The sequence below is a fragment of the Bradyrhizobium sp. INPA03-11B genome (assembly GCF_040446015.1).
Lineage (GTDB): Bacteria > Pseudomonadota > Alphaproteobacteria > Rhizobiales > Xanthobacteraceae > Bradyrhizobium > Bradyrhizobium macuxiense_A.
Genome location: NZ_JASGSR010000029.1, coordinates 35,951 through 47,969 on the forward strand (window position 1 = coordinate 35,951; position 12,019 = coordinate 47,969).

Genomic DNA, 12,019 nt, shown 5'->3' on the forward strand with positions numbered 1-12,019 from the left:
AAATTTTTCGACCGCAAGGTTATCGAGGAAAAGACCATGACTGAAATTCGCGTTCCAACGCTCGGCGAATCCGTAACCGAGGCCACGATCGGCCGCTGGTTCAAGAAGGCCGGCGAGGCCGTTGCGGTGGACGAGCCGTTGGTGGAGCTGGAAACCGACAAGGTCACCATCGAGGTGCCCGCGCCGGTCGCCGGCACGCTCGGCGAGATCATCGCCAAGGATGGCGAGACCGTTGCTGTCGGCGCGTTGCTCGGCCAGATCAATGACGGTGCTGTCGCCGCGGCCAAGCCCGCTGCCGCAGCCGCTGCTCCCGCCAAGGCCGCCGCGCCGGCGCCCGCAGCGGCACCTGCCGCGTCCAAGGTGCCGCCGTCGGATGCGCCGCTCGCGCCGTCGGTGCGCAAGCTGTCCGCCGAAAGCGGCGTCGACGCCTCGACCGTTCCGGGCTCCGGCAAGGACGGCCGCGTCACCAAGGGCGACATGCTGGCCGCGATCGAGAAGGCCGCCTCGGCGCCGACCCCGGTCAACCAGCCGGCCGCCGCCGTGCAGGTTCGTGCGCCGTCGCCGGCGGACGACGCCGCGCGCGAGGAGCGGGTGAAGATGACCCGGCTGCGCCAGACCATCGCGCGCCGCCTCAAGGACGTGCAGAACACCGCCGCGATGCTGACGACCTTCAACGAGGTCGACATGACCGAGGTGATGAAGCTGCGCGCGCTCTACAAGGACACGTTCGAGAAGAAGCACGGCTCGAAGCTCGGCTTCATGGGGTTCTTCACCAAGGCGGTGGTGCAGGGACTGAAGGACATTCCGGCCGTCAACGCCGAGATCGACGGCTCTGACCTGATCTACAAGAACTACTACCACATTGGCGTTGCGGTCGGCACCGACCGCGGCCTGGTGGTGCCTGTCGTGCGCGACTGCGATCACAAGTCGATCGCCGAGATCGAGAAGTCGATCGCCGATTACGGCCGCCGCGCCCGCGACGGCCAGCTCAAGATCGACGAGATGCAGGGCGGCACCTTCACCATCACCAATGGCGGCATCTACGGCTCGCTGATGTCGACGCCGATCCTCAACGCGCCGCAGTCCGGCATCCTCGGCATGCACAAGATCCAGGAGCGGCCGATGGTGGTCGGCGGCAAGATCGAGGTCCGCCCGATGATGTATCTGGCGCTGTCCTACGATCACCGCGTCATCGACGGCAAGGAAGCGGTCACCTTCCTGGTGCGCGTCAAGGAGAGCCTGGAGGATCCGGCCCGCCTGGTGCTGGACCTCTAAGGTCATATCGCGCGCGGCGTCCGATCGGATCGGGCGCCGCGATTCGTTGGGTGCTTACCTTTGGGGATCAATGTGACGGACAAGGTCGTTGTCATCACCGGCGGCAGCCGCGGCATCGGCCGCGCTACCGCGCTTGCAGCTGCCGCGCGCGGCTATCGCGTCGTCGTCGGCTACGCGTCCAACCAGGCTGCGGCCAATGAGGTCGTCGCCGCGATCGAGGCCAGGAACGGCAAGGCGATCGCGGTGAAATGCGACGTCGGCAGCGAGGCCGACATCCTGGCGCTGTTCAAGGCGGCGGATGGCTTCGGCACGCTCGGCGCGCTCGTCAACAATGCCGGCATCGTCGGCAAGAGCGGTGTACGTGTCGACGAGATGTCGGCCGAGCGCATCCAGCAGATGATGGCGGTGAACGTCACCGGCAGCATCCTGTGCGCGCGCGAGGCGGTGAAGCGGATGTCGACCAAGCACGGCGGCAAGGGCGGCGTCATCGTCAACCTGTCCTCGGTCGCGGCGAAGCTCGGCGCGCCCAACACCTATGTCGACTATGCCGCCTCCAAGGGCGCGATCGATTCCTTCACGGTCGGCCTCGGCTACGAGGTCGCGAATGAAGGCATCCGCGTCGCCGGCATCCGGCCCGGGCTGATCGACACCGACATCCACGCCGCGGGCGGTGAGCCCGATCGCGCGCATCGGCTCGCCCATATGGTGCCGATGAAGCGCGTCGGCACCGCGGATGAAATCGCCAACGCCATCGTCTGGCTGATCTCCGACGAGGCGTCCTACGTCACCAGCGCGATCCTCGACGTGTCGGGCGGTCGCTAAACATAAATCCGACGCGGGTCCCGATCTGCCGATCAGATCGGACTCGCCTCATTGTCACAGAGTTAGCTACAGGACCTTCCATCATGGCTTCTTACGATCTCGTCGTCATCGGCACCGGCCCGGGCGGATATGTCTGCGCGATCCGCGCGGCGCAACTCGGCATGAAGGTTGCCGTCGTCGAGAAGAATGCGACGCTGGGCGGCACCTGCCTCAATGTCGGCTGCATGCCGTCGAAGGCGCTGCTGCACGCCTCCGAGATGTTCGAGGAAGCCGGGCATTCCTTCGCCAAGATGGGCGTTAGCGTCCCGGCGCCGAAGCTCGATCTGCCCGCAATGATGAACTTCAAGCAGCAGGGCATCGACGGCAACGTCAAGGGCGTCGAGTTCCTGATGAAGAAGAACAAGATCGACGTGCTCAAGGGCACCGGCAAGATCCTCGGTGCCGGCAAGGTCGAGGTCTCCGGCGACGGCAAGTCCGAAACCGTCGAGACCAAGAACATCGTGATCGCCACCGGCTCCGACATCGCGCGGCTGAAGGGCATCGAGATCGACGAGAAGCGCATCGTATCGTCGACCGGCGCGCTGTCGCTGGAGAAGGTGCCGGAGAAGCTGCTGATCATCGGCGCCGGCGTGATCGGGCTCGAACTCGGCTCGGTGTGGCGCCGCCTCGGGGCGGAGGTCATGGTCGTGGAATTCCTCGACCGCATCCTGCCTGGTATGGACGGCGAAGTGGCAAAACAATTCCAGCGCATGCTGGAGAAGCAGGGCTTTGTCTTCAAGCTCGGCACCAAGGTCACCGCGGTCGACACCTCGGGCAAGACGCTGCAGGCCAAGGTTGAGCCGGCGGCAGGCGGTGCTGGGGAGACCATCGAGGCCGACGTCGTGCTCGTGTGCATCGGCCGCGTGCCCTACACCGAGGGCCTCGGGCTGAAGGAGGCCGGCGTTGCGCTCGATAATCGCGGTCGCGTCGAGATCGACGCGCACTTCTCGACCTCTGTGAAGGGCATCTACGCGATCGGCGACGTCGTCGCCGGGCCGATGCTCGCGCACAAGGCGGAAGATGAGGGCGTTGCCTGCGCGGAGATCATCGCGGGCCAGGCCGGTCACGTGAACTACGACGTCATTCCAGGTGTTGTGTATACCACGCCGGAAGTGTCGTCGGTCGGCAAGACCGAGGAAGACCTCAAGCAGGCCGGCATCGCTTATACCGTCGGCAAATTCCCGTTCACCGCGAACGGCCGCTCCAAGGTCAATCAGACCACCGACGGCTTCGTGAAGGTTCTCGCAGATGCGAAGACGGATCGGGTGCTCGGCGTCCACATTGTCGGCATCGAGGCCGGCGAAATGATCCATGAAGCCTGCGTTCTGATGGAATTCGGCGGTTCGGCGGAGGATCTGGCGCGCACCTGCCACGCACATCCGACCCGCTCCGAGGCGATCAAGGAAGCTGCGCTTGCGGTGGCCAAGCGTGCCATCCATATGTGATGGTCGAACGTCCGGCGCGAGCCGGGCTGGGGCATGATCCGGAAAAGTGTGAAGTGGTTTTCCGAGAAGATCATGCTCAAACAAGGAGCTGAAGCGCGATGATTCAACTCGGTCTCATCGCGCTTTAGGGTCATAGCGATGCTACGCCGCCTGCTTCAGCCGTTCTGGGTCCTGCTTGCGATCATCTTCCTGATCGAGGCCTGGCTGTGGGACCACCTCGAGCCGATCGTGGCCCGGGTGGTCGCCTGGATCCCGCTCCGTGCGCTCAAGCAATGGCTGGCCGACCGGGTCGATTCACTGTCGCCGGCGATGACGCTGATCGTCTTCGTCGTGCCGCTGATCCCGCTGTTTCCGCTCAAGCTGGTCGGGCTCTGGCTGCTGGCGAACCAATATTGGTTCAGCGCAGTCTCGCTGATCCTGTTCGCCAAATTCCTCGGCGTCGGCGTCACGGCCTTCCTGTTCGACGTGACGCGGTCGAAGCTTTTGGAGATGCCCTGGTTCGAGGCGCTCTATAATTACGTGATGGCGCTACGGGCCAAGGCCACCGCGCTGGTCGAGCCGATCAAGCGGCGCATCCGCGAGATGATCAGCGGCGACGGCGAAGGCTGGGCCGCGCGCACGCTGCGCCTGATCGCCCGCTTCCGCAAAAGTGTGCATCAGACCAGCAAGGTTCTCTAAGCGGCGCTGTCGCTCCCGTCATCCTGACAGGATGTGAAGCCACTGTTGTCGTCGCCCGGCTCGACCGGGCGACCCAGTACGCCGCGGCCTATCGGCTCAAGCACGACCGCCTCTGGAATACTGGATCACCCGCATGCGCGGGTGATGACACTGAGCAAGCCAATTCCGTGACCCTGTTAGGGGAGCGGAGCCCAGCCGCCTCAATGCAGAGGCAGCAAGTGCGGCTGGAATAGGCCGAGCACGGTCATCACGACGCCGGCCAGTGTCACCAGGCCGGACACCCAGACAAGCGCGGCAATACCGGTGATGATGGTCGCGGACGCCAGCACGATGGCGATCTGGAAGGCGGCGGAGGCAAGCTCGAAGTGATGATATTTCGCGGTGGCCTCGTCGCGCTCATGCTCGGCGTGTTTGGCGCGCTCGGCGAGCTGCTCGGTGCCCTCGCCGGTCTCAGGCTCCGAGCGATAGCGCGCCGCGGTCTTCTGCCAGTCGTCAATCTGCTTCTGCAGCGCGGCCTTGGCCGCCTCGTCGGTGGTGGTCGCGAGGTTCAGCTTGCCCTGTTCGGCCGCGGTCTGCACCGCGGTGCGGCGGATGCTCTTGGCCTGGAAGAAGGCCCAGAGGTTGGAGGCTTCGACGTTCTTGCTGATCGATTCGGTCTGGGCACCCTTGCCGAGCGTTTCCGACAGCGCGAGGCAGAGCGCGATCACGGCGATCAGGAGCGCGATCTTCTTGTTCTCGCCCGACGCATGCTCGGCATGCTCCGCGTGCTCCATACTTTCATGTGCGCTCATGATTCCCCTCCGATGAGACTGTGCCACGATTGCCGAATGCGATGCACAAGGCAAGGGGCGGCAGTTTGTGGTTAGCCGTATGAAGATGAACGCAGCATGACGGCGAACCAAGTCCGGCGTCTTATCTGCACCCGGATCCGGCCGTTCAGCCGCGCGGGTGCGCGGAGCGATAGACTTCGAGCAGGCGCTCGCTGTCGATGCCGGTGTAGATCTGCGTGGTCGACAGCGAGGCGTGGCCGAGCAATTCCTGGATCGCGCGCAGGTCGCCGCCGCGGCTCAGCAGGTGGGTGGCGAAGGAGTGCCGCAACGCATGCGGCGTTGCGCTGTCGGGCAGGCCGAGCGCGCCGCGCAGCCGCTCCATGGTGAGCTGGATGATGCGCGGGCTTAACGGGCCGCCGCGCGCACCGACGAACATCGGTCCGGTCGGGCTGAGCTGGTGCGGGCAGATCGCCGCATAGTCCGCGATCAATTTCAGCACGTTTTGCAGCACCGGCACCATGCGGGTCTTGTTGCCCTTGCCGGTCACGACCAGCACGTCGCCTTCGCCCGGTTTCGGCACGTCGCGGCGCTTCAGCCCCAGCGCCTCGGAGATGCGCAAGCCCGAACCATAGAGCAGCGCCATGACCGCGGCGTCGCGCATCAGGATCCAGGTCTCGCGCTCCTCGCCGGCGCGCTCATCGGCATCGGCAAAGCGCTTCGCCGCCTCCATTTGGATCGGCTTCGGCAGGCTCTTCGCCACCTTGGGCGCGCGGATCGCCGAGAGTGCGCCGACCTTGCCCTTGCCTTCGCGTTCCAGGAAGCGCCCGAACGAACGCAGCCCCGCCAGCGCCCGCATCAGCGACCGTCCGCCGATCTCGTCCGCGCGGCGCATCGCCATGAAGGCTCTGACATCGCTCGCCTCGAGCGCGGAGAATGCCTCAAGCGTCACGCGTGCGCCCCAGTGTTCAGCGAGGAAGGCCAGGCACTGCCGCACGTCGCGGGCGTAGGCCTCGAGCGTCTTCGGCGACAGTCGCCGCTCGGCGCGCAGATGCGACAACCAGCGCGTCATCTCCTGCGTGACTGATGTGTCGGCGCAGTCGAGCTCGAGCGGTTGCATGGGCTGATCGGTCCGGGCCATCTGTAAAGGGCTATTGGCGCTGCGAATCTCCTGATTATATCGCATTGCCTTCGTTTACCGATCGCTAAGACCGCGCAGCGGTGACAGAGCGTTTTCGAGCGAAGTGGAGGCCGGTTCGCGTAAAGAAAACGCGTCAAAACAAGAAGCTGGAGATTTGGTTCTGATTCATTCAGAACCAAATCTCTAGCCCGGTGCAAAGTTCGGATTCAAAAGCCCTGATTCAATGGACCACGCCACGCGCCCCAGCCCAGCCGCCGCATCGACGACACGTGTCGTCGACGTGCTGGTGCCTGTGGCGCTGAATCAGACCTATTCCTACCGCGTGCCGCGGGGCATGGAGCTTGCGCCCGGCGATGTGATCTCTGTTCCGCTCGGGCCGCGCGAAGTCGTCGCGGTGGTGTGGGCCGAGAATGCCAGGCCGGATCCGCGGCTGCACAACCGCCTCAAGGACGTCAGCGAAAAGCTCGATGTTCCGCCGCTCCGAGCGGAGCTGCGCCAGCTGGTCGACTGGGTCTCTACCTACACGCTGTCGGCGCGCGGCATGGTGCTGCGGATGACGCTGCGGATGGGCGAAAACCTTGGGCCGGAGCGGACGCGGCTCGGCGTCCGCCTCGTCGGCGAGCCGCCGCGGCGCCTGACGCCGGCGCGCCGGCGCCTGATCGAGGTGCTGTCGGACCGCTTGCTGCACGGCAAGTCGGAGGCGGCACGGGAGGCCGGGGTCAGCTCGGGTGTGATCGATGGCCTGGTCGACGAAGGCACGCTGACGGTCGAGGCGATGCCGCCGCCGGCGGCGCCGCCCGTTCCGGATCCCTCCTACGCCCAACCGGATTTCTCGCGCGAGCAGCGCAGTGCGGTCGATGTGATGCGGACGCTGGCGGCGAGCGGCAGCTTTCACGTCGCGCTGCTCGACGGCGTCACCGGTTCCGGCAAGACCGAGGTCTATTTCGAGGCGATCGCGGAGAATATCCGCCGCGGCAAGCAGACGCTGATCCTGATGCCGGAAATCGCGCTGACCGGCCAGTTCCTCGACCGCTTCGCCCAGCGCTTCGGCGTGCGGCCGCTGGAATGGCATTCGGAGCTGACGCCGCGCACGCGGGCGCGCAACTGGGCGGCGATCTCAGAGGGCAAGGCGCCGGTCGTGGTCGGCGCCCGCTCGGCGCTGTTCCTGCCCTATGCCGATCTCGGGCTGATCATCGTCGATGAGGAGCACGACCAGGCCTACAAGCAGGACGACGGCGCGCATTACCACGCGCGCGACATGGCGGTGGTCCGCGCCCATATCGCCAAAATCCCGATCGTGCTGGCGTCGGCGACGCCGTCGGTCGAGAGCGAGGTCAATGCGCGCAAGGGGCGCTACCAGCGCGTCGCGCTGCCGTCGCGGTTCGGCGGCCAGCACATGCCGCATATCGAGGCGATCGACATGCGCCGCGCGCCGCCGCCGCGCGGGCGGTTCATTTCGCCCGTGCTGGCCGAGCAAATTCGCCATGCGATCGAGCGCCGCGAGCAGGCACTGCTGTTCCTCAACCGCCGCGGCTATGCGCCGCTGACGCTGTGCCGCGCCTGCGGCCACCGCTTCGCCTGCACGATCTGCGATGCCTGGCTGGTCGATCATCGCTTCCGGCAGCGGCTGGTCTGTCATCACTGCGGTTTCTCGATGCCGCGCCCGAACATCTGCCCGCATTGCGCGGCCGAGGAATCGCTGGTCGCGGTCGGCCCCGGCGTCGAGCGCCTGCAGGAGGAGGCCGCCAGCATCTTCCCCGAATCCCGCACCATGGTGCTGTCGAGTGACCTCATCACCTCGATCGAGACCATGCGCAGCGAGCTCAACGAGATCGCCGAGGGCCGCGTCGACATCATCATCGGCACCCAGCTGGTGGCGAAGGGGCACAATTTCCCGCGGCTCAATCTGGTCGGGGTCATCGACGCCGATCTCGGCCTCAGCAACGGCGATCCCCGCGCCGCCGAGCGCACGTTCCAGCTGTTGAACCAGGTGGTCGGCCGCGCCGGCCGCGAGCAGGGCCGCGGCGTCGGCTATCTGCAGACCCATCAGCCGGAGCATCCGGTCATCAAGGCCCTGATCGCGAACGACCGCGAGGCGTTCTACGCCAGCGAGATCGATATCCGCGAACGCACCGGCTATCCGCCGTTCGGCCGGCTGGCGAGCCTGATCGTCTCGGCCGGCGACCGCCCGACCGCGGAAGGATTTGCCCGCAAGCTCGCCGCGGTCGCGCCGCTCGACGAGCGGATCCAGGTGCTCGGTCCCGCCGAGGCGCCGCTGGCCGTCATCAAGGGCCGCTATCGGTTCCGCCTGCTGGTGAAGTCGCTGCGCAATGTCGACCTGTCGCAATATCTGCGCGAATGGCTCGAGGCAGGCCCGAAGACCAAGGGCAATCTGAAGCTCGAAGTCGACGTCGATCCGCAGAGCTTTTTGTAGAGGCCGTCATTCCGGGATGGTCCGGAAGGACCAGACCCGGAATCTCGAGATTCCGGGTTCGATGCTGCGCATCGCCCCGGAATGACGGCAGAAAAGTCGAAAAGAAAAAGCCTGCCGTCATTCGCGACGGCAGGCCCTTTTGGCGCGAAGCAGGCCTCGCGGCCGTTACGCAACGCAACGCTTACTGAACGCTTAGGACACGACCTCGGCGGTGACGCGGCCGACGCCGGCGCCGGTCAGGCCGATGGCGCGGGCTGCGCCGGTCGAGAGGTCGAGCACGCGGCCGCGGACGAACGGGCCACGATCGTTGATGGTGACGACGACGCTGCGGCCGCCATGGGTGACGCGGACCTTGGTGCCGAACGGCAGCGAGCGGTGGGCCGCGGTCATGGCGTTCTGGTTGAAGCGCTGACCGGAAGCAGTGCGGCTGCCCGACTCATTGCCGTAGAACGAGGCCATCCCCGAGAACGTGTGGCCGCCGGACGGCTGGATCGATGCATTGGCGTCGCGCCAGGAGGAAGCTTCGGCGCGGGCCTGGTGATGATGGTGGTGGCGATGATGGTGGTGCCTGGACTTCGCGGACGCCTCCGTCACGCTGCCCCCGACCAGGATAGTTGCGGCTACAAACGCAAGCGCCGTGCGCGAGCGGGTTACATTGCCCGCCGCTTTCTTGATATTCAGCATTGATAAGACCCTCAGACAGTATTGCCGCTAACACGGCAAGTGGAACCCCCGTCCCTTCGTTGACCAAGGCCGTTTGATTTCGCAATGAGGCACGAATTGGGCAGTAAATCCTGATTGTCTCGGGCTGAAATATCTTGTTACCGCCTTGGGGTATTCAATCGAGGTTCCGTAACCTTGGCCGTTAACGAATTTTTAACGATACGAATACTTACGAATACTGATTATCTTTCCGGTTGTAAGTTTTCGGTAAGTAATCGCGAAATGAAACGGCGGCCGGCTCGGGGTTCCTTGCGCCCGAGCCCATAGGCCCATGCAAATTTCGATGGAACAAAATCGAGGGACGCGAATCGAAGCCGGCCGCGCCCGATTTCCGCGCGCCGAATTTTTCCGATTCGACCGCTGGTCGCGGTCGCGAAAAACCGCATGCGACAAGGCGGCTCTCACGATGCCGTCATGTTGCACCTGCGCGATTGCTATGTTAGCAAAGCCGCGATTTTAACGGTCCCGGCATGTCCTGTGCCGGTCGAAAATCGAAGTCCCGCTTGAATTCCAAGGGCTTGGATCGCTAGGCGCTGCTTTGGTGGCGACGGTTTTTCCCTTGCGAATTTGACAGCAAAAAAGAGCGAGCTCGTGGCTGCTGAAGATCCGTCCGTTTCGGGAGTTTCCGGTCGTTATGCAACGGCCCTGTTCGAGTTGGCGCGCGACGAGCAATCCGTCGATCAAGTCCGGGCCGACCTCGACAAATTCGAAGCCATGCTCAACGACAGCGCCGATCTGAAGCGCCTTGTTCGCAGCCCGGTGTTTGCCGCCGAGGCCCAGCTGAAGGCGCTGACCGCGGTGCTCGACAAGGCCGGCATCGCCGGTACGTCGGCAAAATTCCTCAAGGTGCTCACCGCCAATCGCCGGCTGTTTGCCGTATCCGATGTGATCCGCGCCTATCGCGCGCTGGTGGCGAAGTTCAAGGGCGAGGCGACTGCGGAAGTCACCGTCGCCGAGCAGCTCAGTGACAAGAATCTCGACGCCCTGAAGACCGCACTGAAGTCAGTGACGGGCAAGGACGTCGCGCTCAACGTGAAGGTCGATCCCTCCATTATTGGTGGCCTGGTGGTCAAGCTCGGCAGCCGCATGGTGGATAGTTCGCTTCGCACCAAACTCAATTCGATCAAGAACGCGATGAAAGAGGCAGGCTGATGGACATCCGCGCCGCAGAAATTTCTGCGATCCTCAAGGACCAGATCAAGAATTTCGGCCAGGAAGCCGAGGTCACCGAAGTTGGCCAGGTGCTGTCGGTCGGCGACGGTATCGCCCGCGTCTACGGTCTCGACAACGTTCAGGCCGGTGAAATGGTCGAGTTCGAGAACGGCACGCGCGGCATGGCGCTGAACCTCGAAACCGACAACGTCGGTATCGTGATCTTCGGTGCCGACCGCGAGATCAAGGAAGGCCAGACCGTCAAGCGCACCCGCGCCATCGTGGACGCGCCGGTCGGCAAGGGCCTGCTCGGCCGCGTCGTCGATGCGCTCGGCAACCCGATCGACGGCAAGGGCCCGATCCAGGCCACCGAACGCAAGCGCGTCGACGTCAAGGCGCCCGGCATCATTCCGCGCAAGTCGGTGAACGAGCCGATGGCCACCGGCCTCAAGGCAATCGACGCGCTGATCCCGATCGGCCGCGGCCAGCGCGAGCTGATCATCGGCGACCGTCAGACCGGCAAGACCGCGATCGCGCTCGACACCATCCTGAACCAGAAGCCGCTGAACGCCCAGCCGGACGAGAACCTCAAGCTGTATTGCGTCTACGTCGCGATCGGCCAAAAGCGCTCCACCGTCGCGCAGTTCGTCAAGGTGCTCGAGGAGCAGGGCGCGCTGGAATACTCGATCATCGTCGCGGCGACCGCGTCCGATCCGGCGCCGATGCAGTACATCGCGCCGTTCACCGCCTGCACCATGGGCGAGTACTTCCGCGACAACGGCATGCACGCCGTGATCATCTATGACGACTTGTCCAAGCAGGCCGTCGCCTACCGCCAGATGTCGCTGTTGCTGCGCCGCCCGCCGGGCCGCGAGGCCTATCCGGGCGACGTGTTCTATCTGCACTCCCGCCTGCTCGAGCGCGCCGCCAAGCTCGGCAAGGACCATGGTTTGGGCTCGCTGACGGCGCTGCCGGTCATCGAAACCCAGGCCAACGACGTGTCGGCCTACATCCCGACCAACGTGATTTCGATCACCGACGGTCAGATCTTCCTGGAAACCGACCTGTTCTTCCAGGGCATCCGTCCCGCGGTGAACGTCGGTCTGTCGGTGTCGCGCGTCGGTTCGTCGGCGCAGACCAAGGCCACCAAGAAGGTCGCCGGCAAGATCAAGGGCGAGCTCGCGCAGTACCGCGAAATGGCGGCGTTCGCGCAGTTCGGCTCCGACCTCGACGCGTCCACCCAGCGCCTGCTCAACCGCGGTTCGCGCCTGACCGAGCTGCTCAAGCAGCCGCAGTTCTCGCCGCTGAAGATGGAAGAGCAGGTCTGCGTGATCTGGGCCGGCACCAACGGCTATCTCGACCCGCTGCCGCTCAACAAGGTGAAGGCGTTCGAGGATGGCTTGCTGTCGCTGCTGCGCGGCAAGCACGTCGATATCCTCAACGCGATCCGCGACAGCCGCGACCTGTCTGACGACAGCGCCGCCAAGCTGAAGTCGGCGGTCGATGGCTTCGCCAAGACGTTTGCATAACGAATGGGGCGTCG

10 protein-coding genes are annotated in these 12,019 nt (G+C 64.9%); 7 read left to right on the forward strand and 3 right to left on the reverse strand.

Translation table 11 applies throughout. The features are described from left to right. Positions 1 to 36: 36 nt before the first annotated feature. The 4 genes from odhB (at position 37) to QMZ05_RS14880 (ending at position 4,259) form a co-directional block, all read left to right on the forward strand. Complete coding sequence (gene odhB / locus QMZ05_RS14865; RefSeq protein WP_353701430.1) at positions 37 to 1,275, forward strand: 2-oxoglutarate dehydrogenase complex dihydrolipoyllysine-residue succinyltransferase; 1,239 nt, start codon at positions 37 to 39, stop codon at positions 1,273 to 1,275. Positions 1,276 to 1,347: 72 nt separating this feature from the next. Continuing rightward, positions 1,348 to 2,097 (forward strand): SDR family oxidoreductase, encoded by a 750-nt coding sequence (locus QMZ05_RS14870; protein WP_353701431.1) that lies wholly within the window; start codon positions 1,348 to 1,350, stop codon positions 2,095 to 2,097. A gap of 83 nt (positions 2,098 to 2,180) precedes the next feature. Next, positions 2,181 to 3,581 carry a dihydrolipoyl dehydrogenase gene (gene lpdA / locus QMZ05_RS14875; RefSeq protein WP_353701432.1) on the forward strand — a complete coding sequence of 467 codons (1,401 nt, stop codon included), beginning with the start codon at positions 2,181 to 2,183 and terminating at the stop codon, positions 3,579 to 3,581. 138 nt (positions 3,582 to 3,719) lie between these two features. Further along, positions 3,720 to 4,259, forward strand: coding sequence for a hypothetical protein (locus QMZ05_RS14880; RefSeq protein ID WP_279707190.1), 540 nt, complete (start codon positions 3,720 to 3,722; stop codon positions 4,257 to 4,259). Positions 4,260 to 4,459: 200 nt separating this feature from the next. On the opposite strand, the gene QMZ05_RS14885 is transcribed toward QMZ05_RS14880, so the two are convergent. Together QMZ05_RS14885 and QMZ05_RS14890 are read right to left on the reverse strand one after the other, a co-directional pair. After that, positions 4,460 to 5,050 (reverse strand): DUF4337 domain-containing protein, encoded by a 591-nt coding sequence (locus QMZ05_RS14885; RefSeq protein ID WP_353701433.1) that lies wholly within the window; start codon positions 5,048 to 5,050, stop codon positions 4,460 to 4,462. A gap of 145 nt (positions 5,051 to 5,195) precedes the next feature. After that, positions 5,196 to 6,167, reverse strand: coding sequence for a tyrosine recombinase XerC (locus tag QMZ05_RS14890; RefSeq protein ID WP_353701465.1), 972 nt, complete (start codon positions 6,165 to 6,167; stop codon positions 5,196 to 5,198). A gap of 223 nt (positions 6,168 to 6,390) precedes the next feature. On the opposite strand from QMZ05_RS14890, the gene QMZ05_RS14895 reads away from it, so the two are divergent. Continuing rightward, positions 6,391 to 8,601 (forward strand): primosomal protein N', encoded by a 2,211-nt coding sequence (locus tag QMZ05_RS14895; RefSeq protein ID WP_353701434.1) that lies wholly within the window; start codon positions 6,391 to 6,393, stop codon positions 8,599 to 8,601. A 192-nt stretch (positions 8,602 to 8,793) separates the two neighbouring features. Here the strand turns inward: QMZ05_RS14895 and QMZ05_RS14900 are convergent, their stop codons facing one another. Beyond that, positions 8,794 to 9,285: a septal ring lytic transglycosylase RlpA family protein gene (locus QMZ05_RS14900; RefSeq protein WP_353701435.1), complete on the reverse strand. Its 492-nt coding sequence runs from the start codon at positions 9,283 to 9,285 to the stop codon at positions 8,794 to 8,796. Between the two features lie 630 nt (positions 9,286 to 9,915). On the opposite strand from QMZ05_RS14900, the gene QMZ05_RS14905 reads away from it, so the two are divergent. Next, positions 9,916 to 10,476 (forward strand): F0F1 ATP synthase subunit delta, encoded by a 561-nt coding sequence (locus QMZ05_RS14905; protein ID WP_353701436.1) that lies wholly within the window; start codon positions 9,916 to 9,918, stop codon positions 10,474 to 10,476. After that, complete coding sequence (atpA, locus tag QMZ05_RS14910) at positions 10,476 to 12,005, forward strand: F0F1 ATP synthase subunit alpha (protein WP_353701437.1); 1,530 nt, start codon at positions 10,476 to 10,478, stop codon at positions 12,003 to 12,005. Before QMZ05_RS14905 ends, atpA begins: the two co-directional genes overlap by 1 nt. Positions 12,006 to 12,019: the final 14 nt, after the last annotated feature.

Bases quoted from the DNA above. Each gene is read 5' to 3' on its own strand.
- odhB (WP_353701430.1), top strand. From the start codon at position 37: ATGACTGAAATTCGCGTTCCAACGCTCGGCGAATCCGTAACCGAGGCC.
- lpdA (WP_353701432.1), top strand. From the start codon at position 2,181: ATGGCTTCTTACGATCTCGTCGTCATCGGCACCGGCCCGGGCGGATAT.
- QMZ05_RS14880 (WP_279707190.1), top strand. From the start codon at position 3,720: ATGCTACGCCGCCTGCTTCAGCCGTTCTGGGTCCTGCTTGCGATCATC.
- QMZ05_RS14885 (WP_353701433.1), bottom strand. From the start codon at position 5,050: ATGAGCGCACATGAAAGTATGGAGCACGCGGAGCATGCCGAGCATGCG.
- QMZ05_RS14890 (WP_353701465.1), bottom strand. From the start codon at position 6,167: ATGGCCCGGACCGATCAGCCCATGCAACCGCTCGAGCTCGACTGCGCC.
- QMZ05_RS14895 (WP_353701434.1), top strand. From the start codon at position 6,391: ATGGACCACGCCACGCGCCCCAGCCCAGCCGCCGCATCGACGACACGT.
- QMZ05_RS14900 (WP_353701435.1), bottom strand. From the start codon at position 9,285: ATGCTGAATATCAAGAAAGCGGCGGGCAATGTAACCCGCTCGCGCACG.
- atpA (WP_353701437.1), top strand. From the start codon at position 10,476: ATGGACATCCGCGCCGCAGAAATTTCTGCGATCCTCAAGGACCAGATC.